General features: G+C 42.8%; 21 protein-coding genes. 8 read left to right on the top strand and 13 right to left on the bottom strand.

Annotated features, from left to right (window positions below):
• Positions 1-70: 70 nt before the first annotated feature.
• From atpG to glmU, 4 genes are all read left to right on the top strand, one after another.
• Positions 71-937 carry a F0F1 ATP synthase subunit gamma gene (atpG, locus tag VCASEI_RS12835; protein ID WP_086959115.1) on the top strand — a complete coding sequence of 289 codons (867 nt, stop codon included), beginning with the start codon at positions 71-73 and terminating at the stop codon, positions 935-937.
• A gap of 69 nt (positions 938-1006) precedes the next feature.
• Positions 1007-2410, top strand: a complete 1404-nt coding sequence (gene atpD, locus VCASEI_RS12830) for a F0F1 ATP synthase subunit beta (protein WP_086959117.1) — start codon at positions 1007-1009, stop codon at positions 2408-2410.
• A 56-nt stretch (positions 2411-2466) separates the two neighbouring features.
• Positions 2467-2889 (top strand): F0F1 ATP synthase subunit epsilon, encoded by a 423-nt coding sequence (locus tag VCASEI_RS12825; protein ID WP_086959119.1) that lies wholly within the window; start codon positions 2467-2469, stop codon positions 2887-2889.
• Positions 2890-3032: 143 nt separating this feature from the next.
• Complete coding sequence (gene glmU / locus VCASEI_RS12820) at positions 3033-4391, top strand: bifunctional UDP-N-acetylglucosamine diphosphorylase/glucosamine-1-phosphate N-acetyltransferase GlmU (RefSeq protein ID WP_086959121.1); 1359 nt, start codon at positions 3033-3035, stop codon at positions 4389-4391.
• Positions 4392-4480: 89 nt separating this feature from the next.
• Here glmU and punC read toward each other — a convergent pair whose 3' ends face one another.
• Entirely contained in the window at positions 4481-5668 is a 1188-nt protein-coding gene (punC, locus tag VCASEI_RS12815) for a purine nucleoside transporter PunC (RefSeq protein WP_089110357.1), read from the bottom strand.
• Between the two features lie 150 nt (positions 5669-5818).
• On the opposite strand from punC, the gene punR reads away from it, so the two are divergent.
• Positions 5819-6718 (top strand): DNA-binding transcriptional activator PunR, encoded by a 900-nt coding sequence (gene punR, locus VCASEI_RS12810; RefSeq protein WP_089110356.1) that lies wholly within the window; start codon positions 5819-5821, stop codon positions 6716-6718.
• Positions 6719-6832: 114 nt separating this feature from the next.
• Here punR and murP read toward each other — a convergent pair whose 3' ends face one another.
• Together murP and murQ are read right to left on the bottom strand one after the other, a co-directional pair.
• On the bottom strand, positions 6833-8281 hold the full coding sequence (gene murP / locus VCASEI_RS12805) for a PTS N-acetylmuramic acid transporter subunit IIBC (RefSeq protein ID WP_089110355.1): 1449 nt from the start codon (positions 8279-8281) through the stop codon (positions 6833-6835).
• A 56-nt stretch (positions 8282-8337) separates the two neighbouring features.
• Positions 8338-9237 (bottom strand): N-acetylmuramic acid 6-phosphate etherase, encoded by a 900-nt coding sequence (gene murQ, locus VCASEI_RS12800; protein WP_089110354.1) that lies wholly within the window; start codon positions 9235-9237, stop codon positions 8338-8340.
• A gap of 236 nt (positions 9238-9473) precedes the next feature.
• Here murQ and VCASEI_RS12795 point away from each other — a divergent pair, with 236 nt between their 5' ends.
• Positions 9474-10328 carry an SIS domain-containing protein gene (locus VCASEI_RS12795; RefSeq protein ID WP_089110378.1) on the top strand — a complete coding sequence of 285 codons (855 nt, stop codon included), beginning with the start codon at positions 9474-9476 and terminating at the stop codon, positions 10326-10328.
• 79 nt (positions 10329-10407) lie between these two features.
• Here the strand turns inward: VCASEI_RS12795 and ilvA are convergent, their stop codons facing one another.
• From ilvA to ilvG, 5 genes are all read right to left on the bottom strand, one after another.
• Positions 10408-11961 (bottom strand): threonine ammonia-lyase, biosynthetic, encoded by a 1554-nt coding sequence (ilvA, locus tag VCASEI_RS12790; RefSeq protein ID WP_086959134.1) that lies wholly within the window; start codon positions 11959-11961, stop codon positions 10408-10410.
• 4 nt (positions 11962-11965) lie between these two features.
• The gene (ilvD, locus tag VCASEI_RS12785; RefSeq protein ID WP_086959136.1) at positions 11966-13807 is read right to left on the bottom strand and encodes a dihydroxy-acid dehydratase; all 1842 of its coding nucleotides are present in this window, start codon (positions 13805-13807) and stop codon (positions 11966-11968) included.
• A 76-nt stretch (positions 13808-13883) separates the two neighbouring features.
• Positions 13884-14822, bottom strand: coding sequence for a branched-chain amino acid transaminase (locus VCASEI_RS12780; protein WP_086959138.1), 939 nt, complete (start codon positions 14820-14822; stop codon positions 13884-13886).
• Between the two features lie 30 nt (positions 14823-14852).
• Positions 14853-15107 (bottom strand): acetolactate synthase 2 small subunit, encoded by a 255-nt coding sequence (gene ilvM, locus VCASEI_RS12775; RefSeq protein ID WP_086959140.1) that lies wholly within the window; start codon positions 15105-15107, stop codon positions 14853-14855.
• Entirely contained in the window at positions 15107-16753 is a 1647-nt protein-coding gene (ilvG, locus tag VCASEI_RS12770; RefSeq protein ID WP_086959142.1) for an acetolactate synthase 2 catalytic subunit, read from the bottom strand. Before ilvG ends, ilvM begins: the two co-directional genes overlap by 1 nt.
• A 439-nt stretch (positions 16754-17192) precedes the next feature.
• Here ilvG and VCASEI_RS12765 point away from each other — a divergent pair, with 439 nt between their 5' ends.
• Complete coding sequence (locus tag VCASEI_RS12765; RefSeq protein WP_089110353.1) at positions 17193-18716, top strand: YifB family Mg chelatase-like AAA ATPase; 1524 nt, start codon at positions 17193-17195, stop codon at positions 18714-18716.
• A gap of 83 nt (positions 18717-18799) precedes the next feature.
• Here VCASEI_RS12765 and VCASEI_RS12760 read toward each other — a convergent pair whose 3' ends face one another.
• The 5 genes from VCASEI_RS12760 to VCASEI_RS19785 form a co-directional block, all read right to left on the bottom strand.
• On the bottom strand, positions 18800-19399 hold the full coding sequence (locus tag VCASEI_RS12760; protein ID WP_089110352.1) for a thiol:disulfide interchange protein DsbA/DsbL: 600 nt from the start codon (positions 19397-19399) through the stop codon (positions 18800-18802).
• 33 nt (positions 19400-19432) lie between these two features.
• Positions 19433-20437, bottom strand: a complete 1005-nt coding sequence (locus VCASEI_RS12755) for a serine/threonine protein kinase (protein WP_170924547.1) — start codon at positions 20435-20437, stop codon at positions 19433-19435.
• A gap of 107 nt (positions 20438-20544) precedes the next feature.
• Positions 20545-21927, bottom strand: a complete 1383-nt coding sequence (gene ccoG, locus VCASEI_RS12750) for a cytochrome c oxidase accessory protein CcoG (protein ID WP_089110351.1) — start codon at positions 21925-21927, stop codon at positions 20545-20547.
• Between the two features lie 215 nt (positions 21928-22142).
• Positions 22143-22409 (bottom strand): YihD family protein, encoded by a 267-nt coding sequence (locus tag VCASEI_RS12745; RefSeq protein WP_086959148.1) that lies wholly within the window; start codon positions 22407-22409, stop codon positions 22143-22145.
• Between the two features lie 110 nt (positions 22410-22519).
• Entirely contained in the window at positions 22520-22645 is a 126-nt protein-coding gene (locus VCASEI_RS19785) for a hypothetical protein (protein ID WP_258954845.1), read from the bottom strand.
• 207 nt (positions 22646-22852) lie between these two features.
• On the opposite strand from VCASEI_RS19785, the gene VCASEI_RS12740 reads away from it, so the two are divergent.
• Positions 22853-23638 carry a sporulation protein gene (locus tag VCASEI_RS12740; protein ID WP_086959150.1) on the top strand — a complete coding sequence of 262 codons (786 nt, stop codon included), beginning with the start codon at positions 22853-22855 and terminating at the stop codon, positions 23636-23638.
• Positions 23639-23731: the final 93 nt, after the last annotated feature.

The following is a 23731-nucleotide window of genomic DNA, read 5'->3' as shown; positions in this document are numbered from 1 at the left end:
TTTATAAAAAGTAGATACATCACTTAATCGAATATCCATAAACGGGCTCTTCTATTAACGGAGAAATACGATGGCCGGCGCAAAAGAAATTCGTACCAAAATTGGTAGTGTTAAAAGCACACAAAAAATTACGAAAGCGATGGAAATGGTAGCAGCTTCCAAAATGCGTCGTTCGCAAGACGCAATGGAATCTTCTCGTCCATATGCACAAACAATGCGTAAAGTGATCGGTCATGTAGCAAACGCTAGTCTTGAGTATAAGCATCCTTATCTCGAAGAGCGTGAAGCTAAAAAAGTTGGTTATATCATTATTTCAACTGATCGTGGTTTATGTGGTGGTTTAAACATTAATTTGTTTAAGAAAACCTTAAATCACATGAAAGATTGGTCTGAAAAAGGCGCAGGTGTTGAAGTTGCGGTAATAGGCACTAAAGCCACTGCCTTTTTCAAAAGCACAGGTACTAAACTATCAGCTCAAATTTCAGGTTTAGGGGATAACCCTAGCTTAGAAGCTTTGATTGGTAGTGTAGGCGTAATGCTACAGAAATATGATGAAGGTGAGTTAGATCGCCTTTACGTGGTATTTAACAGTTTTGTTAATACCATGGTTCAAGAACCAAAGATCGATCAATTGCTACCTTTGCCTAAATCGGATAGCGATGACATGAAACGCACACATTCTTGGGATTACATTTATGAGCCCGAGCCAAAACCATTACTTGATGCCTTGTTGAAACGTTATGTTGAATCGCAAGTGTATCAAGGTGTGGTGGAAAACCTTGCTTGTGAGCAAGCGGCGCGAATGGTGGCGATGAAAGCTGCAACAGATAATGCAAGCAACCTGATTGATGATTTACAACTTGTGTACAACAAAGCCCGTCAAACGGCGATTACACAAGAGTTGTCTGAAATCGTATCAGGTGCAGCAGCGGTTTAGTCTTGTTATTAGACACATGGTTATTAAATTTTAGTGCTTAGGTAATTAAATAGTTTAGAGGATTTAACGATGGCTACAGGTAAGATCGTACAGATCATCGGTGCAGTAGTCGACGTAGAGTTCCCACAGGACAGTGTACCTCGTGTATACGATGCCCTGAATGTTGTAGAGTCAAAAGAACGTCTTGTTCTTGAAGTTCAGCAACAACTTGGCGGTGGCGTGGTTCGCGCAATCGTAATGGGTAGCTCTGATGGTTTACGTCGTGGTTTGGAAGTATCGAATTCAGGTGCTCCAATATCAGTACCAGTAGGAACAAAAACACTTGGTCGCATCATGAACGTGTTAGGTGATGCTATCGATGAGTGTGGTGACATTGGCGCAGAAGAGCATTATGCTATTCACCGCGCAGCACCAAGTTACGAAGAGCAATCTAATGTAACGGAACTGCTAGAAACCGGTGTTAAAGTAATCGACTTAATTTGTCCATTCGCTAAGGGTGGTAAAATCGGTCTATTCGGTGGTGCTGGTGTAGGTAAGACCGTTAATATGATGGAACTTATCAACAATATCGCATTGCAACACTCAGGTTTATCTGTATTTGCCGGTGTTGGTGAGCGTACTCGTGAAGGTAACGATTTCTACTTTGAAATGCAGGAAGCTGGCGTTGTAAACGTTGAAGAACCTGAAAAATCAAAAGTAGCAATGGTTTATGGCCAGATGAATGAGCCACCTGGAAACCGTCTACGCGTAGCATTGACTGGCCTGACTATGGCGGAACGTTTCCGTGATGAAGGTCGTGATGTACTATTGTTCATTGATAACATCTACCGTTATACCCTTGCGGGAACAGAGGTTTCGGCTCTACTAGGTCGTATGCCATCTGCGGTAGGTTATCAACCAACTCTAGCAGAAGAAATGGGTGTTCTTCAGGAACGTATTACTTCGACTAAACAAGGTTCTATTACCTCTGTTCAGGCGGTATACGTACCAGCGGATGACTTAACCGATCCATCTCCTGCGACGACGTTTGCTCACTTGGATGCAACCGTTGTACTTAACCGTAATATCGCAGCAATGGGTCTATACCCTGCGATTGACCCACTCGATTCTTCATCTCGTATGTTGGATCCATTAGTGGTTGGTCAAGAGCACTACGGTATAGCTCAAGGTGTTCAAACAACGCTACAACGTTATAAAGAGTTAAAAGACATCATCGCGATCCTAGGTATGGATGAGTTATCTGAAGAAGATAAGCAACTTGTATCTCGTGCTCGTAAGATTGAACGTTTCTTAACTCAGCCTTATCACGTTGCTGAAGTATTTACTGGCGACCCTGGTGTGTATGTTTCATTAAAAGAAACATTGCGCGGCTTTAAAGGTCTGATTGCTGGTGATTACGATGATATTCCAGAGCAAGCGTTCATGTACTGCGGTACGATTGACGATGCTGTTGAGAATGCTAAGAAGCTTTAAGTTTATAAAAACTCAACTCAAGTTTTATTAAGTTATAAAGCGAATTAGGAGGCAACATGGCTATGACTTTTCATCTAGACATCGTAAGTGCTGAGAAGAAACTTTTTTCAGGTACGGTTGAGTCTTTTATGGTGACAGGTAGTGAAGGTGAACTTGGGATTTATCCTGGGCACACCCCGCTTCTGACTGCTATTAAGCCTGGCATGGTGCGTTTAGTGAAACAACACGGTCACGAAGAAATTATTTATATTTCTGGTGGTATGGTCGAAGTTCAGCCGGGTATTGCAACTGTACTGGCTGATACGGCGATTCGTGGTGAAGAGCTTGATGCCGCTAAGGCTGAAGAAGCCAAACGCAAAGCTGAAGAGAATATTCAAAATCAGCATGGCGATATTGACTTCGCACAAGCGGCAAGTGATTTAGCGAAAGCGATTGCTCAGCTACGAGTTATTGAGTTAACTCGTCAGTCTCGCCGCTAGTTATTAGCATTAGCAGAGTAGATAAAAGGCGACCATTGGTCGCCTTTTTTATAGTTATTTGATTTGAGTTTTACTAAATTTTAATCAAAAAATTATATTAGTGAGTTAACATTCTTAGAGTGAATCAATATAAGGGAATTTAAATGAATTTTAGCGCTGTTATTCTTGCTGCGGGTAAAGGCACTCGCATGTATTCTGAAAAACCAAAAGTCTTGCATACTTTAGCCGGTCGTCCAATGGCTAAGCATGTTATTGATACTTGTACGGGTCTTGGCGCAAAAAACATTCATTTGGTTTATGGTCATGCTGGCGATCAAATGAAGCAAGTATTAGGGAAAGAACCCGTTAATTGGATTTTGCAAGCAGACCAATTAGGGACTGGGCATGCCGTTAATCAAGCTGCCCCTGATTTTTCTGACGATGAAAAAGTGTTAGTACTTTATGGTGATGTTCCGCTGATTTCTCGAGAAACCATTGAAAACCTTTTAGAAGCTCAGCCTACAGGCGGTATTGCATTATTAACAGTTATCTTAGATAAACCAGTAGGTTATGGTCGTATTATTCGTAAAAATGGCCCTGTTGTGGCGATTGTTGAACAAAAAGATGCCACTGAAGAACAAAAACAGATAAAAGAAGTCAATACTGGTGTCATGGTGGCAACCGGTGGTGATCTTAAGCGTTGGCTATCGGCGTTAAAAAATGAAAACGCCCAAGGTGAGTATTATCTGACAGATGTGATTGCAGCGGCTCATAGTGAAGGTCGTGCAGTTGAAGCTGTGCATCCTGTTAACCCGATTGAAGTGGAAGGGGTTAATGATCGCTCTCAACTTGCACGCTTAGAGCGAGCTTATCAATCAATGCAAGCACAAATCTTGTTAGAACAAGGGGTTATGCTACGTGATCCTGCTCGTTTTGATCTGCGTGGTGAATTGCAATGTGGTATGGACACTGAAATTGATGTGAACGTGATTATTGAAGGCAGTGTGAGTCTAGGTCATAACGTCTTTATCGGGGCAGGTTGTGTTCTAAAAGATTGTGAAATCGATGATAACAGTGTGATCAGTCCATACACCGTGATTGATGGTGCAACGGTGGGTGAAGAATGTACAGTTGGCCCATTTGCACGTTTACGTCCCGGGACTGAGCTTAAAAATAAAGCGCATGTGGGTAATTTTGTTGAAATTAAAAATTCGAGTTTAGGGGAATTATCGAAAGCGGGTCATTTAACTTATCTCGGCGATGCTGAGATTGGTGAGCGTGTTAATGTTGGTGCTGGTGTTATTACGTGTAATTACGATGGCGCAAACAAATTTAAAACGATTATTGGTGATGATGTCTTTGTTGGCTCCGATGCACAATTAATCGCACCAGTGACCATTGCGAATGGGGCAACGATAGGAGCGGGTACTACGCTGACTAAAAATGTTGCTGAAGGTGAGTTAGTGATCACTCGAGCCAAAGAGCGTGTGATTACTGATTGGAAACGCCCAACTAAGAAATAAAAATATTACCAATACCAAAAAGCCACGATTTCTCTGTGAAGTCGTGGCTTTTTATTTTTGAGGCGGTTTTTTATTGTGGGTGTCGTCGATTAACGCTCTTCAACAAACTCTACCGCATCAGCTTTCTTAGAAACTGATAAGAAGTACCCAACCAATAAACCTAGGGTACATAAAATTGCTGTAATGCCAGTTGTTGGTAGTGCTTGGCTAGCGTAAGTTGCGACTAGGGCACTGGCTAAGCCACTAATACAAATCTGTAGGCTATTTTGCAAACCAGCCGCGGTAGCTGGGCTATTTTTACAACTGGATAAAGCACGGTTAACCACGATTGGGTAAAGCGCGCCATTAGCCACTGCAATAAAACAAAATGGAATTAATACCGGCCAAATAGTACTGATGGTCATATGAGAGGCAACAAACATGATGACAGCAGAAACAGTGAACAGCCCTAGTAAAACTTTTAATACTTTTGCATCGCCAAGTTTGGTTACGTAACGTTTACCAAAATAGCCACCAGCCATAAAAGCAATGGTTTGAGGAATAAAGCTTAATCCAATGTCTTTCGCATCATAACCCATTGATGTCATGATTTCTGGCATACCGGTAAGATAGGCAAAGAAACAGGCTGAAGCCATGGCGAACATCATCACATTCCCCAAGTACACTCGAGAGTTAAATAGCGCTTTGATATCCTGCTTGATTGAAGTCTGTTTCGGTTCTTCGGCTTCATCTTTTGGCTGAGCAAGAGTAAACCAAGTTAATGCTGCGCCGACAACAGTTAAAAAGATGAAAATACTCGACCAACCAAAATGTGCCATTAAAAACACGCCAAGTTGTGGTGCAATAGCGGGAGAAAGCGCTACTAGTGGCATGATAGATGCAAATACTTGTTGGCTCATCGAGCTTGAATAGCGCTTAATCACCATCGCTTGCCAAATTACCGCTGGCGCACAAACTCCAATCGCTTGAATAAAGCGTAGGGTTAACAATTGCCACACTTCTTGGCTAAAACCTAACCCCAGTGATGCTAAAGAAAACAGCACTAAACCAGTGGCTAGCGTATTACGATGACCAAACTTATCAGACGCTAAACCCCATAATAGTTGACCTGAAGCCATGCCGGCTAAAAAGATCGATAAAGATAAAGCAATCGATTCTGGGCCAGTTGAAAAGTGGGCTTCTAGGGTCTTAAATGCCGGCAAGTACATGTCGGTGGCAACGAAGCCCAACATGGATAAGGCAGCAAGATAAAATAATTGTGTTTTTGCGATATTCATAAAACGACCATTGAATGTGGGTAAATAGGCTGGATGCCAATCTTAATGAGCGGATTATAAATTCTTCTATCTGAGAAATTAAACGTTATAATTTTAATCTACCATTCAAATTTTTTGATAGGTAAGTAAGTCGGTTTATTGGGAAAGAGTATGTATTCAAAACAGTCACTACAAATGCTTGATACTGTAGCGCGTATGGGCAGTTTTACTGCAGCGGCAGAGCAATTACACAAAGTCCCTTCCGCGATAAGTTATGCGGTACGTCAGGTCGAAAAAGAGCTTGGTGTGAAACTATTTCATCGATTAACTCGCAAAGTGGAATTAACCGAAGCCGGTGAACATTTTATTAAAGAAGCGCGCCAGTTATTGCGTCAAATGGAAGAAGTGAAAGCGCAAACCAAGCGAGTCGAAAGTGGCTACCATAAAACAGTTAAATTAACCATAGATAATATTGTTAAGCTTGAGCAGTTAAAGCCTTTAATTGAAGATTTTTATAACACTTTCGATTATGCCGAATTGCAGATCAACATGGAGGTGTTTAATGGTTCATGGGAAGCAATTTCTGAAGGGCGCGCTGATGTCGTGATTGGAGCAACTTCGGCGATTCCAGTCAGTGGCGATTATGGTGTCAAACCTATGGGCAGTATTGATTGGGCGTATGTAATGGCCGCCGATCATCCATTAGCGAGTCAAAGCGAACTAACCGATGAAGATTTAGCTGCGATTCCCGCGATTTGTTTAGATGATACCTCGACCATATTACCCAAGCGTCATACTTGGCATTCCGCACAGCAGCGTCGTTTATTACTGCCTAATTGGTTTAGCGCGATTGAGTGTTTAAAAAACAAAGTCGGAATGGGGTATATGCCACGTCATATGGCGACGTTTTTTATCGAGCAAGGCGATTTAATTGAAGTGAATCTAACCGGTGATAAACCCTTAAGTGCCTGTTGTTTAGTATGGCGTAAAAATCAAGATAACAAGCTGGTGGAGTGGTTAATTGATTATCTCGGCGACAGCCAAAAAATGTATCAAGATTGGCTTAAGTGAGCCGTTATTGGTTGGTATTGATATTAGTTGAGCAAATAAAAAAGCGCCTTTACCGGATGGTTTAGTCGTAAAGGCGCAAGCTAGAGTCTAGGGGGGGATCTAGCTAAAATAAGGTTAACTTAAATCCACATCTTTGGTGCCAAAGAAGTAGGTGGCAAGGAAGCCAACAACGTAAGAAATCAGTAGGCCAACTAAGAACACCATCATAGCTGGGAAGATACCACTAGCCGATGTCATCAGTGGCAGAGCAACAATACCAGATGGGCCAAACACCGTATTTAGGCCAACAGGCAATCCAAGATAAGAGACTAAGCCAATAAAGAAACCACCCGCTGCGCCACCTAAACAAGCGGTTACGAAAGGTTTCACGCGAGGTAATGTCACGCCATAAATTAACGGCTCACCAATCCCTAAAATCCCTGGAATAATCGCCCCTTTTACTTGTGTTCTTAGTAGCGCATCTTTATTGGCTTTAAAGTAAAGAGCCATCGATGCACCGACTTGACCGCCGCCTGCCATGGCTAAAATAGGGAATAGTGAGTTAAACCCTTGTGCTTCCATTAAAGCAAAGTAGACCGGAACAAAGCCTTGGTGAATACCAAACACCACCGAGATTAAGAACAAACCAGCTAAAAGAGCTGCGCCGATAGGGTTGTCATTTAAGTTTAAGAACAACCAAGACATGCCTTTAAATAGCTCGCCACCAATTGGCATGATCACAACGAAAGTCACCACACCCATAATTAATAGCGTGACAACAGAAGTTAAGATCATATCGAGGTCATCGGGCATATATTTACGCACAAACTTTTCGACTTGAGCGCCAATGATCGCCGCCATTAATACCCCGATAATGTTGCCGCGTGGGTCAATTGTCATACCGAAGAACTCACTCATACCAGAGTAAATACCAGAGGTGGCATCTGGGTTATATCCGAGTATAAACAGTGAGGCTAAGATGGCGCCATTGACACCGGAACCGCCAAACGCTTGTTGGGCGTTATAGCCAATTAAAATACTTAAGAAAGCAAACAGGCCTTTGCCAAATACTTTCATATAAGCGATAAGATCGACCATGAAAGTACTTGGCGTTTGATCTAATACGTAAATTTGTTCAAGTAGCGTAGCAAAGCCAAGTAGTAAACCTGCCGCAATAAAGCCTGGGATCAGCGGGGTGAAAATGGTGGCAAACTTACTTAAAAAACGTTGTACCGAGCTGGTTTGTTTGCTCTTCATTTGTTTCTTTTGTTGAGAAGCGATATTCGATAAATTTTGGTCTTCGGTTGGTTGCGTCGTTTCAGAGCTTGAGTTGGCAATTAAGTCATTCATCAGATCGGCAGCAGTTTGCGCTTTACCTGGGCCTAAAATAATTTGCAGTTGTTCATCACCTTCAACCACTCCCATAACACCCGCTATTGACTTCAGGCTCGCTAAGTCAATCAATCCATTGTTATTTAGTGACAATCGTAAACGTGTCATGCAGTTACCGCATTTATTGATATTTGCACTGCCGCCTACGGTCGCTAAGATGGTTTCCATCATCGCTGAGGTTATTTTCGCCATGATTTATTTCCTAATAATTATTATATTTTGGTTGTGTTTACTTGAGTAGCCAATGGTTAATTAGTGAGCGCTGCTCTAATAAAGCCGTTATGTTGGGTTAAGCGTTGTTTCGCTTGCTTGGCATCAATATCCGCTAGTAGCATTAAGATGGCAGTTTTGCAGTGACGGTCACAAGCATTCAGCGCTTGTTCGGCTTGTTCACTGGTAACGCCAGTTGCTTCAACCACAATATTGGTTTGGCGTTGAATCAACTTGGCGTTGGTGGCTTCAACATCTACCATTAAATTGCCAAAGACTTTACCGCTGCGAATCATTGCGCCAGTGGTTAACATATTGAGTATCAATTTTTGTGCGGTCCCTGCTTTCATGCGAGATGAGCCGGTGACGACTTCTGCGCCGACAATCGGAGTGATCACGATTTTGGCTTGTGCTTCCATTGGGCAACCTGGATTGCAAGCGAGTGATACGGTGGTCGCACCTACGGAATTGGCATATTTCAAACCGCCAATCACATAAGGGGTACGGCCACTGGCGGCAATTCCCACCACCACATCTTTGCTAGTTAGATTTAGTGACACAAGATCTGATTGACCGAGTTCAACGTTGTCTTCGGCATTTTCTACCGCTTTTAAAATCGCTTGATGACCACCGGCAATTAAACCGATAACGAGATCGGGGTTGCTTCCATAGGTTGGTGGGCACTCACTGGCGTCAAGAATACCAAGTCGACCTGAAGTGCCTGCGCCCATGTAAATTAATCGGCCACCTTCGGCAAATGCTTGAGTGATGACATCCACTGCTTGAGCGATTTTGGGTAATTCTGCTTTAACGGCGAGAGGGACTTTTTGATCTTCTTGGTTAATGATGGTCAGCATGTCTTGTGTTGAAAGGGTATCAATTTCAGCACTGGCGGTATTTCGGCTTTCCGTCACTAAATGGGTTAAATCAATTTTCATCGTCTTTCTCTCTGGTGGAAGGTCATTTGATGGAGATAATATGGAATAATTTATTCCTTATCGGTGATCATGATCACAGCTGAAGTTATTCGTTTTTTGCTCAAATGTGGAATAATGACTAGGCTAGTTTGGCTTTTTTTAATTTACTTTGATTGGTATTTAATTTAATCAATGGCTTATTCTTGGTTGTTTTTATTCCTATTGATGGAATAATTTATTCTTATATTGGGGTTTTTATGTCGGTTTTTCATAAAATGATGAAACAAAGAGAATCGTTTTCTATCAGCGGACGTAAAATTATTGATTGGATTAGCCATAACCCCGAGTTGGCTTGCCATTCAACCAGTCAAGAGATGGCGGATTTCATTGAGGTCAGCCAATCAAGTATTGTAAAGCTGACTCAGAAGCTCGGTTATAAAGGTTACAGTCAATTTAAACTCGCGATTAATGAAGATTTTATTCGCCGTAATTCCGCTCAAGTGACGCCTTTGCATCATGATATTTTATCCGATGATCCCTTAACGGTGATTGCCCAGAAGCTGGTGCAAACCAAAATAGATGCAATGGTCAATACTACCAATGCCTTGTCGATGGAGGTGTGTGATCAAGCGATTCGCTGGATTGATGCGGCTCAGAGGGTACAAATAGTAGGTATTGGTGGTTCGGCATTAACCGCCAAAGATTTAAGCTATAAACTACTTAAGCTTGGCATTACCGCTTTAACCGAATCGGATACTCATGTGCAAGTCGCGGTGGCTCGTATCTTGACTCCGCAGGATATACAAATTGTGATTTCATTTTCAGGGGATAAGAAAGAGGTGTTATTGGCAGCAGAAACGGCTAAGCAACAAGGCGCGAAAGTGATCGCGTTAACGTCGCCAAAAAGCAGTAAGTTAAGAAAAATTGCTGATCTTTGTTTTGATACCATTGCCGATGAAAGTGAAAACCGCAGTTCTTCGATTGCATCACGTACTGCGCAAAACGTGATTACTGATTTGTTGTTTATTCACTTAATACAATATAAGGAGGATATTGCGAGGGTGTTAATTGATGAAATTCGTTCAGATGTCGAACGGTTTTCTTCAAAGTGATCGCCAAGAAAAAGCACCTATCATCGTTATGTGTTGGATGATAAGTGCCTTGATTTTTTAGACTAGCTTGTTGTTAAAGTTAACTTAAAAAGAACTTATACGATGGGCTGTCATTTTCATCTTTATATTGGTAACCCAACTCTTTTAGATGAGCAGAGAAGCGTTCTAAGTCGGAATCTTCTAGCTCAAAACCACATAACACTCGACCATAATCGGCGCCATGGTTACGGTAGTTAAATAAGCTGATGTTCCAGTGAGTGCCTAGGGTACTGAGGAAATTCAGTAGTGCACCTGGAGATTCAGGAAACTCAAAGCTGTATAAACGCTCTTTGAGTGGTTTCAGCGGTTTTCCACCAATCATATAACGAACATGCAGCTTAGCCATTTCGTCATCAGAAAGGTCTGCTACTGGATAACCGCCGTTACGTAAATCCTCTACGATATGATCGAGTTCTTGCTGGCCTTCTTGCAACCGTACCCCAACAAAAATATTGGCTTGTTTATCATCGTTATAACGATAGTTAAATTCAGTGACGGCACGACCACCAATTAGGTTACAGAATTCGAAGAAAGCGCCTTTGCGTTCAGGAATGGTCACGGCCAATAAGCCTTCGCGCTTTTCACCTAATTCACAACGTTCAGACACATAACGCAAGCCGTGAAAATTGGTATTCGCACCAGACAATATCGCGCCAAGTTGTTTGTCTTTGAGTTGGTTTTGCTCGGCGTATTTTTTCAACCCAGCTAAAGCCAGTGCGCCAGAAGGCTCAGCAATCGCACGGGTGTCTTCAAAAATATCTTTAACCGCTGCGCAAATTTCGTCGCTAGAAACACAAATGTGCCCATCAAGATATTCCTGACATAAACGGAAAGTCTCATTGCCGATGATTTTAACCGCTACGCCATCCGCAAACATACTGACGCGCTCCAGTGGCACAGGTTTTCCTGCATTAAGCGCTGCTTTTAAACATGCTGAGTCTTCAGGCTCTACCGCAATCACTTTGATTTCCGGCATAAGTTGCTTGATAAGTACAGCCACACCTGCGGCTAAACCACCACCACCAACGGGTACAAATATATAATCTAAGTGACCATTTTGTTGCAGCATTTCCATGCCAATAGTGCCTTGCCCTGCGATCACTAAAGGATGATCAAAGGGAGGCACATACGTGTAAGCATGTTCGGCGGCTAAACGCTCTGCTTCTCCTTTGGCTTCATCAAAATTATTACCATGTAATACGACTTCACCGCCATAACCGCGTACCGCATTGACTTTTATGTCAGGTGTGGTTTTGGGCATGACAATGATGGCGCGAATAGATAGATGCTTACCTGAAAGCGCAATACCTTGAGCGTGATTGCCCGCAGAGGCGGTGATCACGCCCGCCTGTTTTTGTGCATTGGTTAAACTGGCAACCATGTTGTAAGCGCCACGCAATTTAAATGAATGCACCGGTTGTCTGTCTTCACGTTTAAGCTGGATGTGATTGCCTAAACGCTCTGATAAACGGGTTAAAGTTTGCAGCGGTGTGACTTGTGCCACTTCATAAATAGGTGCGCGCAAGATCTGGCGCAGGTATTCTGCGCCAGTGTATGGAAGGTTTAGCTTAGATTGCTCACTATCTTCGGCCATAGGATTACCCTTCTAGCTTAGATTTATCACGTACCGCGCCTTTATCTGCGCTGGTTGCTAGCATGGCATAGGCTTTTAGTGCATAAGAAACCACACGCTCACGAGCAACTGGTTTCCAGCCTAGTTGCTCTTGTTTGGCATGACGTTCTGCCAGTTCTTGTTCGGTTACTTTTAGTTCTATGGTGCGGTTTGGAATATCAATCGTAATGATATCGCCTTGATTAACTAATCCAATGGTACCGCCATTGGCCGCTTCCGGTGAAACGTGACCAATGGATAAACCAGATGTTCCACCCGAGAAGCGACCATCGGTTAATAACGCACACTCTTTCCCTAAGCCCATTGATTTAAGATAAGTGGTTGGGTAGAGCATTTCTTGCATGCCAGGGCCGCCTTTAGGGCCTTCATAGCGAATCACCACCACATCACCAGCTTTGATTTTACCGCCTAAAATGCCTTCAACGGCGCTTTCTTGGCTTTCAAATACGACGGCTGGACCTTCGAATGTTAAACTGTTTTCATCAACACCGGCTGTTTTCACAATGCAGCCATCAAGGGCGATATTACCGCTGAGTACGGCAAGGCCACCATCTTGGCTAAAGGCGTTTTCTTTAGTGCGAATGCAACCATTCTCACGATCATCATCGAGTGTGTCCCAACGGCAGTCTTGTGAGAAAGCTTTGGTGGTACGAATGCCTGCTGGACCGGCGCGGAAGAACTTTTTCACCTCTTCCGATTGGGTTTGCATGATGTCATAGTGGGCAAGCTGCTGCTCCATTGTCATGCCTAATACGGTATTGGTTTGATTGTTGATAAGGCCGGCGCGATTAAGCTCACCTAAAATCGCCATCACCCCCCCAGCTCGGTGTACATCTTCCATATGGTATTTAGGCGTGGAAGGCGCCACTTTACAAATGTTTGGAATTTGACGAGAAATACGGTCAATGTCTTCCATGGTGAAGTCAATCTCACCTTCTTGCGCGGCGGCGACTAAGTGAAGAACAGTGTTGGTTGACCCTCCCATTGCGACATCTAATGCCATAGCGTTTTCAAAGGCCGCACGTGAGGCAATGCTGCGAGGTAGAGCAGACTCGTCATCTTCTAAGTAATAACGCTTTGCTAGATCAACAATACGTTGACCCGCGGTAAGGAAAAGTTGTTCGCGATCGGCGTGAGTAGCGAGCATTGAACCATTACCCGGTTGGCTTAGCCCCAGCGCTTCGGTTAAACAGTTCATTGAGTTAGCGGTAAACATACCAGAGCATGAACCACAAGTTGGACAAGCAGAGCGTTCTACTTGCTCACTTTGTGCATCCGAGACTTTTGGATCGGCGCCTTGGATCATGGCATCTACTAAATCAAGTTTGATGATCTGATCGGAAAGCTTGGTTTTACCCGCTTCCATTGGACCGCCAGAGACAAATATCACTGGAATATTTAAGCGTAGTGACGCCATCAACATTCCCGGAGTGATTTTGTCACAGTTTGAAATACATACCATCGCATCGGCGCAGTGGGCATTGACCATGTATTCAACGGAATCAGCGATAAGCTCACGCGAAGGCAATGAATACAACATACCGCCGTGCCCCATCGCAATACCATCATCGACAGCGATGGTATTAAATTCTTTGGCAATACCACCGGCTTTTTCTATTTCAGCTGCAACTAGTTGACCCATGTCTTTTAGGTGTACGTGACCCGGAACAAACTGGGTAAATGAGTTGACCACGGCAATAATTGGCTTACCAAAATCTTCTTCTTTTACACCGGTGGCGCGCCATAAAGCACGAGCACCTGCCATGTTTCGTCCATGAGTGGTGGTGGCAGAGCGATAGATTGGCATAATTAATTCCCTTTAATACAAATGTTTAAATTTAAAATGAGTTAAAAAGGAAGGCGTTATTTCCTTCCTTTTATTTTTATTTACTTTGTGGGTAGACTGGATCGAGCCAGCCCCACTTATCTTCGGTTGTGCCATTAAATAGGCCAAAGAAAGTCGATTGAATTTGTTCAGTGATCGGGCCTCGTTTGCCTTCACCAACGGTAATTTGGTCAACACTACGCACCGGAACGATTTCAGCGGCGGTGCCTGTCATAAAGACTTCGTCTGCAAGGTAGAGCGCTTCGCGAGCAATATCTGCTTCGATAACCTCGTAACCTAAATCACGAGCTAGCGTTACAATAGAATCACGAGTGATACCCGGTAGAATTGAGCTGGTGGCAGGTGGTGTGACAATTTTTCCGTTTTTAATCACAAAAATATTTTCACCCGCACCTTCTGAAATATAACCGTTCACACTTAAGGCAATACCTTCATCGTAACCGTGACGACGCGCTTCGCCGCCCACCAGTAAAGATGAAAGATAGTTACCACCGGCTTTAGCCGCGGTTGGAATAGTATTCGGCGCGGCGCGATTCCAGCTGGAAATCATGGCATCAACGCCATTAGCAAGCGCTTCTTCACCTAAGTAAGCGCCCCATGGGAAGGCCGCAATGATCAATTCCATTTCTGAATCAACGGGTGGGCAAACGCCAAGGCCGACATTACCAATAAAGCCAAGTGGACGAATATAAGCCGAATCGAGCTTGTTGGCTCGCAATGTCTCACGACAGGCTTCCATGATTTCATCCACCGAATAAGGGATTGGGAAGCGATAAATTTTAGCGGAATCTTTTAAGCGCTGCATGTGTTCACGGTGGCGGAAGACGATCGGCCCGTTCGGTGTATCGTAACAACGAACGCCTTCAAAAACCGAGGTGCCATAATGCATTGAGTGCGTTAAAACATGCACATTCGCGTCTGCCCAAGGTACCATTTTTCCGTTAAACCAAATAAAATCCGCTGTGTTTGTTGACATTATTTTATCCCTTCTTCAATCCGTCGAGGCTCACTCTGAGAGGTGAGTTTGTAATAGTTGTGTTTCTACCGTGCGAATATCCCATAGCTTTTCTATTTGGTTAATAAGAATGCTGATTGGACGGCCGCTATCGACAATGATTTCGACGCTGGCAATATTACTTTCATGATTAACTGTGGCTATTACTTGTCTAATTATAAAACCACGATGGCGGATGACACGCAATACCCGTTCTAGTAATACTGGTTTATCATCGGCTTTGATGTTTAATTGATATCTGTCCATTAGGTATTCTCCAACATATCTTGGTTTGCGGCACCCGGTGGCACTAATGGCCAAACGTTTTCTTCTTCAGAAATTAATACATGTAATAAATACGAGGTCTTACTGGCGAGCATTTCTTGTAATGCTGGCTCTACTTCCTCTTTGCGTGTAATGGTTTTTCCTGGAATATCAAACGCTTTGGCGAGCATGATGAAATCTGGGTTGTCATCTAAAATTGTTTCACTGTGCCTTCCATCAAAAAATAGGGATTGCCATTGGCGAACCATACCCAAACGTTGGTTATTCAGTAGTACCATTTTTACTGGGATTTGGCGGCGCTTTAAAGTACCAAGCTCTTGAATATTCATCATAAAAGAACCATCTCCAGTGATGAGGATGGATTCATCATCTGGGCGAGCAACTTTAGCGCCCATAGCCGCTGGAAGGCCAAACCCCATAGTGCCAAGGCCAGCTGACGTGATGTAATTTTGCGGAGCGCGAGGTTGAATATGTTGAGCCGCCCACATTTGGTGTTGACCTACATCCGTGGAGACTATAGCGCTGTCCGGCATCATGTCGCTTAATTGTTTAAGGAGTTTTGGAGCATAGATAAGATCGCCGGGATGGTCATAACGCCACTTGAATTTAGTGCGTAAGCGATTGCAGTGGTCAACCCACTCCGTTATGTCATTACTCAATTCCAACTGAGGCAATAACAGGTTGAGATCGCCACGTAATGACGCATGAGCTAAACGAAGCTTGTTAAATTCAGCAGCATCAATATCTAAATGGATTACTTTGGCGTGTGGAGCGAAGGTGTCGAGCTTTCCGGTTACTCGGTCGTCAAAGCGCGCGCCAACAACAATCAATAAATCTGCTTCTTGTACCACTAGGTTAGCGGCTTTGGTGCCATGCATTCCAAGCATACCAAGGTAGTGTGGGTAATGGCGCTCTATGGAACCTAAGCCTTTTAAGGTGCTGACGGCTGGCATAGGGTTTAGCTTTAGAAATTCTCGAACCGTATCGGTGGCTTTGGCTAGCTGTACGCCTCCCCCAACATACAACACTGGTTTACGGCTTTTCGCTAAGACTTGTTGAGCTTGTTCAATGGCAGTTTTGTTGGCAACAGGAATTGGGGGGGGGGTAAATTCAGGTAAGATTTTTACCGGTGCTTCGGCTAATTGCACATCTTTTGCGATATCAACTAAAACGGGACCGGGTCGACCTGATTTTGCCACTTCAAATGCTTCTGAAAGAATAGGGGCGAGATCATTTATATCGGTGACTAAATAGCTGTGTTTACAGCAAGACAGCGACATGCCAATCACATCCATTTCTTGAAATGCATCAGTACCTATGTGACTGCTGGCAACTTGCCCAGTAATGGCCACAATTGGGATAGAATCCATTAATGCATCGGCAAGGCCTGTGACTAAATTAGTGGCACCTGGGCCAGATGTTGCCATGCATACCGCAACTTCTTGCGTTGAACGTGCCATGCCAATGGCAGCCATGACAGCGCCTTGCTCATGACGGCATAGGATGTGTTCAACCCCACCATCATACAACGCGTCATAAATTGGCATGATGGCCCCTCCTGGGTAACCAAATATGGTTTTGATGCCTTCTTGTTGTAACGCGCTGACGACCAGCTCCGATCCATTCATGAGTGATTCTCCCTTGAGCTAGTTGCTTTCCTTAATGATTTCCACATTGACATTCCCTTGCCCCATTTTAATTTGTTCTTATTTTTTGATTCTTTAATGATAAAAAAAGCCCCCGGACTTGAGTGCGGGGGCTTGTTAGTGTTGGTGTTTACTTATCGCTCACTAATCCCCGCGCGGATCGAATAATGACCACGAGAATGACAATAATGAGAAGGTTTAGCTTAGCGATTTTGTTCATTAATTTTCCATGTAAATGCATATATTGAGTTTCAAATAAGCACTTTAGTAAACGTGTATTGTTAGTGGTATCACAGACTCTGCTTATAATACAAGCAAAAACTCACACTTTTTTAACCATACGACCCAGCTCAAAGCTTGTATATAAAGCTATACAGATAAAAAACAGTCAATTATGGCAAATTAATTAATGGATAAAAAAATGGAATTGGCAATCATACATAGCCGAGCGTGTGTTGGGGTGGAAGCTCCTGAAGTGACCGTTGAAGTGCATATTAGTAACGGCATGCCGGGGTTCTCTTTGGTGGGTTTACCAGAGACGACGGTCAAAGAATCTAAAGATCGCGTTCGCAGCGCCATTTTAAATTCTAATTTTGAATTTCCGGCTAAACGCATCACTGTCAATTTGGCGCCTGCTGATTTACCCAAAGAAGGGGGGCGTTTTGACTTACCAATAGCATTAGGGATTTTGGCTGCTTCTCAGCAAATTGCGATCAATAAGTTAGAGCATTATGAGTTTGTTGGGGAGCTTGCATTATCGGGAGAATTGCGCCGTGTGAAAGGCGTATTGCCTGCCGCATTGGCGTGTAAAAAGCAGCAACGATGCTTGGTGGTGCCGAATGATAATGGCGATCAAGCGGCGTTGGTTGGGGAAGGGTTACATAAATCAGCCGCGACGTTATTGGAAGTTTGTGCGGATTTATGTGGTCAACAAAACCTAAGCCTTTTTATTGCTCCCCACCAACCAGAAGTGAAAACCAACGAACGAGATCTTCAAGATATCATTGGGCAGCAACAAGGCAAGCGTGCGCTTGAAATCGCCGCCGCAGGTTCGCATAATTTACTGTTTCTCGGGCCTCCCGGTACTGGTAAAACAATGTTGGCGTCTCGGTTGTGCGATTTACTCCCCGAGATGGAAAATGATGAAGCATTAGAAAGCGCATCGGTAGCCTCACTGACAGAGTTAGATATTAATCATCATAATTGGAAAACCCGGCCTTTTCGTGCACCACATCACTCCAGTTCAATGGCGGCATTGGTAGGGGGTGGTTCGATCCCAAGGCCGGGAGAGATATCATTGGCTCATAATGGATTGTTGTTTTTAGATGAGATGCCAGAATTTGATCGAAAAGTACTCGACTCTTTACGTGAGCCATTAGAGTCTGGTGAAATCATTATCTCGCGCGCTGCAGGTAAAACTCGTTTTCCGGCACGTTTTCAATTGGTGGGCGCGTTAAATCCTAGCCCAACGGGGCATTATGAAGGGTCTCAGTCTCGTACCAATCCTCAACTGATCTTACGGTATTTAAGCCGTTTATCTGGCCCGTTATTAGATCGATTTGATATGTCGATAGAAATTCCCGCGTTACCTAAAGGGATGCTATCTCAAGGTGGAGAGCGAGGTGAGCCGACTGAGGTGGTTAAAGCGCGTGTATGGCAAGCCAGACAAGTAATGTTAAAACGCAGCGGTAAGGTGAATGCATTATTGGGGAGCAGAGAAATTGAACATTACTGTCAACTAGAAAAGCAAGATGCGGAGTTTTTAGAGCATGCCTTGCATCAGCTTGGATTGTCAGTGAGAGCGTATCACCGTATTTTAAAAGTAGCGCGTACTATTGCCGATTTATCTGGTTGTGAAAACATCCAAAAACCCCACTTAGCGGAAGCATTAGGTTATCGAAATATGGATCGTTTATTGAAGCAACTTACCGCACAAGCGGTGTGATTCTTTTATTTCGAAGGCGGTAGAATGGCGAGTATAAAAAACGAGAAGCTGACTAAGCTTCCCGTTTTGTTTGTGTTATCGAATTATTTTTTCAATAAAGAATCAATTAAATCGAAGTATTCGTTGATGTCTTTTATTTTGCTCGCATCGACAACGTATTTATTGTTGACGACAACGGTTGGAACACCCGATAGCCCACTATCTTTAAAGGATTTGTCGAAACGGCGAACCATAGAGTCCACCGCGAAACTATTGTAAGTACCATCAAAATCAGAGGCAGATACACCGTTATCTAAGAAAATTTGGCGAAGATCTGCTTCATCTTTTGGTGGGTTACGTTGGGCGTGAATGCGGTTAAACATCACAGGGGTTAATTTATCATCCACATTTAAAGACACCATGGTTGCATAAGCTTTACTCATTGGCTTACCCATGTTGCCCCCCATAAAGGAAACCGGTACTTTTTCGAATTCGGCCTTGCCATCAAGGTGCTTTTTAAGGGCGCCAATCATAGGTTCAAAGTCATTACAGTGTGGGCAATAAAAAGAGAAAAACTCAGTCACAATAGGACTTGATGAACGTGGTAAGTCGATAACTTTATAGTAATCGCCTTCAGGAAAACGTTCTGCTTGGACTGCAAAGCTTAGTAAAAGCGCAGCAAAAAAGGTAACAATTTTTTTCATTAGTGAATCAACTCCATTTCATTTAAAAGCGAATTACCATTGTGGGGTTAATGATAATGTTGGTTCTTGTAAAGTGGCAATTTGTTCTTTAAATGCCAGTACTTGATTTTCCCAGTATTTTGCATCGTTAAACCATGGAAATGCAATCGGAAAAGCTGGATCGTTCCAGCGTTTTGCCAGCCACGCCATGTAATGCACCATCCTAAGACCTCGCAAAGGCTCAATCAGTTTCAATTGATTGGTATCAAAATGTGAAAACTCTGAATAAGCCTCTAAAACTATGTCCAGTTGCATCGTTTTATCTTGGCGATCACCGCTCAGTAGCATCCATATATCTTGAATCGCGGGGCCATTGCGGGAGTCATCTAAATCGACAAACATAGGGCCATCACGCCATAAAATATTCCCCGGATGGCAATCACCATGTAATCGAATAATTGATTTAGGTTCTGTCCAATGTTGCTCTAATTGATCAATCAGCCTATCTAGGTCACTAAAAAAGCTGTTTTCTAAATAGCTTGGAATGAAGGGACTGTTATTAAGAAGTTTGCGTGGTTGATATAAGTATTCTTCTAAACTCATGGTAGGACGGTGAAGAAAAGGCTTAGCTTGTCCCACTTGATGCATTCGACCTAAAAATCGCCCAACACCTTCTAATTGATCAAGGTTATCGACTTCAAATTGACGGCCCCCGACACTGGCGAATAGTGCAAAGTAATACCCTTGGTATTGGTGTAATGTCATGCCGTTTATTAGACAAGGTGGCGCGACGGGAATATCTTGTTCTAATAATTCGAGGGTGAAATGATGCTCTTCCAATATTTGTTGTTGTGTCCAACGTTGTGGCCGATAAAATTTCACAACATAACGTCGTTTGTCTTCATCGATAAATTGGTACACACGGTTTTCATAGCTGTTTAGTGCCAGCAGCCCAGATTCGGCTCGAATACCAATGCTTTCTAGTGCATACCACATGAAATCAGGCGTTAAGGCTTCAAAATTAAAAGCCATATTCAGTTGTACGTCGGTATCGTTCATAAAATAAAAGGGCTTGTTACCAAGCCCTTCCTTGTTGTATTACGGAATGTGAATACGTGACGAAAAGCTCTTTTCGTTTATAAACGTGTTGTTGGTAATTGTGCTCATTATAACTTTTTAATAAAGCGGCTTTCTACTTTTAAGCTAAAGCCATCATTGTCTGAGAGTATAAACTCAAACTTAACTATCGGCGATGTTAATTCATCTGGGCTTACCGCTAAGCTTAACGGTTTACTTACCAATTGACCCGCCGGTACAGAAATGGTTTGCGAGCCATACCATTTCACATTTTTTAACTCTGCCACATCAATGTTATATTGTTGTTCTTGTTGGGTTTTGTTAAGGATTTTTAAGGTATAAGTATTTTCAATCCAGCCATTACTATCAATACGGTACATTTGATTACGATCGCGCAGAACGCTCATATTAATGGGATCAACGGTGACTACTTGAGCGATAAACAAAGCCAGCATCAGCACCAAAGCAACGCTATAACCAATCAATTTTGGACGCATGATTTTGGTTTTGTTTCCTGCCAATTTATGTTCCGTGGTGTAGCTAATGAGCCCTTTTTCATAGCCCATGCGTTCCATAGTGTGATCGCAAGCATCAATACATGCTCCGCAATTGATGCACTCATACTGTAATCCATTACGAATATCGATTCCGGTTGGGCACACTTGAACACATAAATTACAGTCAATGCAGTCGCCTAAGTCTTTTGGTTTTTTTGCTTTTAGTGAGCGAGGGCCTCGTTTTTCTCCGCGTTTTGTATCATAACCGACGATGTAGGTGTCTTTATCAAACATGGCTGATTGGAAGCGGGCATACGGACACATGTGCAAACACATGATCGCACGCATCCAACCTGCATTTCCATAAGTACAGGCGGCAAAGAACCACACCCAAAAAGCAGGTAAGAAACCTAATTCAAAAGTGAAAAATTCAATAGAGAGTTCTTTGATTGGAATGAAGTATCCTACAAAGACTAACCCTGTGATGATAGACACAGCCCACCATGCAATATGTTTAAGGGTTTTACGGACAATAAGGTGAGAGGAGTACTTATTATTATCTTGTTTACGGCGTTTGTTAGCTGGGCCTTCGAGTTTTTCTTCAAACCAAATAAAAATGAAAGTCCAGACAGTTTGTGGGCATAAATAACCACACCAAACTCGGCCCAAAAAGGTGGTCAGAAGGAATAAACCAAAGGCAGCAATAACAAAAATTAAGGCAAGCAAAGTGAGGTCTTGAGGGAAGAATGTTGCCCCAAAGAAAAGAAATTGTTGTTTACCTAAATCAAATAAAATCGCTTGTCTACCGTCATAAGAAATCCATGGTAATAAAGCAAACAGCAGCATTAAAAACCAGCCACCATAACGCCGAAGCTTTTGATAAGCCCCTTGACTTTTGCGCACGTAGATCTTGCCATTGGCATCACGATTTGTTTTGGGAACGATAATTTTCACATCGATTTTATTTGGATCCATTGCTGCTTCCTTATCCTCTATCAAAGTGCTTTGCTTTGATTTATTTACGCGGGATTATTGTGCCACAGTATATAGGAAAGGCTGTAGGGAAGTCGTTACGCGCTTCAAGGTTTATCGTAAATTCACATCGATATATTATGTGAACAATTGAAATTAAAAGAAATAAAGCCAAGCTGATAGAAAAGATGTGGTGAACTTGGCCAATCAAGTGGTGTCTACTTTATAATGCCACGCGCACGCAATAATGCGGTTTTAAAATCGTCTTCTTGATCTTTAGCTAAGCCTGGAATCATCTCTTCCTTTGCGCTATTTCGCATTTTAAGATGATAAATGAGTACATCATCCGTCAGGTTTTCTAGTGGGCCCTCATAGCCAGCTTCTTTGCTAAGCTTGATGAGGAATTGAAGAAGATTAAGCTCCGGATCTTTTTGCCATTCAGGGTGAAGCAGTTCCATCAGCTCGTTTACACGGTGACATTTCATTTTATTTCCATAGTGATAATAAGGATTTTGTAAGGATACGGTATCAAATTATAAAAAAAAGCGCAGCACCTAAATGATGCTACGCTCTTGAATAAGTTCAGTGTGTTGCATTACTGTTGATTAGGCGTGTTTGTTGGCGCTTTAACAGGCTTTGCTACAGGAGCTGCAACAAAGCAATGGCGACGACGAGACGCTGAACCACGAGAACATGAAGCACGAACAGGAACGGGACGCATATAGTAACTACCTATAAAAACGCATATCCATTGCTATTGTTAGCTGATCCAATCATTATTTATTCTGATTGTTTGTCCAATTTACGACCAGCAATCGAACAACTTTTCGACTGTGTAATAGTATAGTCACAAATATTTGCTAATGCGATAACCTTTTTAGTGGTAAGTGAATAATTTACTTAAATTTAAAAAAGATGAGGAGTCGATATGTCATTTTTTAAGAAAACCTTAGCCAGTTTAGGAATTGGTTCGGCTCGAGTAGATACGATTCTTAAACAAGATGTTGTATACCCAGGGCAATCTGTTGCCGTTGATGTTCATGTTTATGGTGGCGCTACGAAACAATCGATTGACAATATTCATCTGAAATTATGCTGTCGATACCAAATGGAGCGTCGAAACCAAGATGACCGACAAATGCCAGGACAAAAAGTGGCTAAAACCTATGTATTAGCCAAGTGGTCATTGCCTGAAACGTTTGATATTGAGCCTCAACAAGATCGCGTTTTTTCTGTGGTATTGGATGTGCCATGGAATACGCCGATTACACTTGGTGATTCTAAGGTGTGGCTTGAGACTAGTTTAGACATTGCACTGGCTTCTGATCCTACCGATAAAGATGAAATTACAGTGCGTCCAGATCCGTTAGAAGATGGCATTTTTTCTGCTTTAGAAGAAGCGGGTTTGCGTATTCGCCAAGTAGAATGTGAAGCGGTTAAAGGCTTTGATCTTCCTTTTGTTCAAGAGTTTGAGTTTGTACCAGTTCATGGCGAGTTTCATGGACGCTGGAGGGAGTTAGAGATTGTCACTTATCGCAGTCAAGACGATTTAACGATTTGGTTTGAGGTTGATCGTCAGAAAAAGGGCATGGGCGGTATGTTATCTAACTTAATTGGTGGTCATAAGCTTAAGCGAGAGTTAGTGCTGCAACATGATGAAGATCCAAAAGCGGCAGGTAATAAGGTGATTGCTTTTTTAGATCAATCTTCTTAGTTTTATTTTATGAAATGAAGGTTTTAAATAATTTAAGCTTACAAGTGTAAGTTGAATGTGCCAAAATATTACCACCAATATCGGAAATCATTT

It is taken from the genome of Vibrio casei, assembly GCF_002218025.2.
GTDB classification, from domain to species: Bacteria; Pseudomonadota; Gammaproteobacteria; order Enterobacterales; family Vibrionaceae; genus Vibrio; species Vibrio casei.
The sequence above is the reverse complement of the archived record's forward strand: the minus strand, read 5'-3'. Positions and strand labels throughout refer to the sequence as shown.

Excerpts from the sequence above, each read along its gene's own strand:
- VCASEI_RS19785 (WP_258954845.1), bottom strand. The coding sequence starts at position 22,645 with ATGCGTCCCGTTCCTGTTCGTGCTTCATGTTCTCGTGGTTCAGCGTCT.
- punR (WP_089110356.1), top strand. The coding sequence starts at position 5,819 with ATGTATTCAAAACAGTCACTACAAATGCTTGATACTGTAGCGCGTATG.
- atpD (WP_086959117.1), top strand. The coding sequence starts at position 1,007 with ATGGCTACAGGTAAGATCGTACAGATCATCGGTGCAGTAGTCGACGTA.
- VCASEI_RS12765 (WP_089110353.1), top strand. The coding sequence starts at position 17,193 with ATGGAATTGGCAATCATACATAGCCGAGCGTGTGTTGGGGTGGAAGCT.
- punC (WP_089110357.1), bottom strand. The coding sequence starts at position 5,668 with ATGAATATCGCAAAAACACAATTATTTTATCTTGCTGCCTTATCCATG.
- murP (WP_089110355.1), bottom strand. The coding sequence starts at position 8,281 with ATGGCGAAAATAACCTCAGCGATGATGGAAACCATCTTAGCGACCGTA.
- VCASEI_RS12780 (WP_086959138.1), bottom strand. The coding sequence starts at position 14,822 with ATGTCAACAAACACAGCGGATTTTATTTGGTTTAACGGAAAAATGGTA.
- VCASEI_RS12760 (WP_089110352.1), bottom strand. The coding sequence starts at position 19,399 with ATGAAAAAAATTGTTACCTTTTTTGCTGCGCTTTTACTAAGCTTTGCA.
- atpG (WP_086959115.1), top strand. The coding sequence starts at position 71 with ATGGCCGGCGCAAAAGAAATTCGTACCAAAATTGGTAGTGTTAAAAGC.
- ilvG (WP_086959142.1), bottom strand. The coding sequence starts at position 16,753 with ATGAATGGATCGGAGCTGGTCGTCAGCGCGTTACAACAAGAAGGCATC.
- VCASEI_RS12825 (WP_086959119.1), top strand. The coding sequence starts at position 2,467 with ATGGCTATGACTTTTCATCTAGACATCGTAAGTGCTGAGAAGAAACTT.
- glmU (WP_086959121.1), top strand. The coding sequence starts at position 3,033 with ATGAATTTTAGCGCTGTTATTCTTGCTGCGGGTAAAGGCACTCGCATG.
- VCASEI_RS12745 (WP_086959148.1), bottom strand. The coding sequence starts at position 22,409 with ATGAAATGTCACCGTGTAAACGAGCTGATGGAACTGCTTCACCCTGAA.
- ilvM (WP_086959140.1), bottom strand. The coding sequence starts at position 15,107 with ATGGACAGATATCAATTAAACATCAAAGCCGATGATAAACCAGTATTA.
- VCASEI_RS12755 (WP_170924547.1), bottom strand. The coding sequence starts at position 20,437 with ATGAACGATACCGACGTACAACTGAATATGGCTTTTAATTTTGAAGCC.
- ilvA (WP_086959134.1), bottom strand. The coding sequence starts at position 11,961 with ATGGCCGAAGATAGTGAGCAATCTAAGCTAAACCTTCCATACACTGGC.
- VCASEI_RS12740 (WP_086959150.1), top strand. The coding sequence starts at position 22,853 with ATGTCATTTTTTAAGAAAACCTTAGCCAGTTTAGGAATTGGTTCGGCT.
- murQ (WP_089110354.1), bottom strand. The coding sequence starts at position 9,237 with ATGAAAATTGATTTAACCCATTTAGTGACGGAAAGCCGAAATACCGCC.
- ilvD (WP_086959136.1), bottom strand. The coding sequence starts at position 13,807 with ATGCCAATCTATCGCTCTGCCACCACCACTCATGGACGAAACATGGCA.
- VCASEI_RS12795 (WP_089110378.1), top strand. The coding sequence starts at position 9,474 with ATGTCGGTTTTTCATAAAATGATGAAACAAAGAGAATCGTTTTCTATC.
- ccoG (WP_089110351.1), bottom strand. The coding sequence starts at position 21,927 with ATGGATCCAAATAAAATCGATGTGAAAATTATCGTTCCCAAAACAAAT.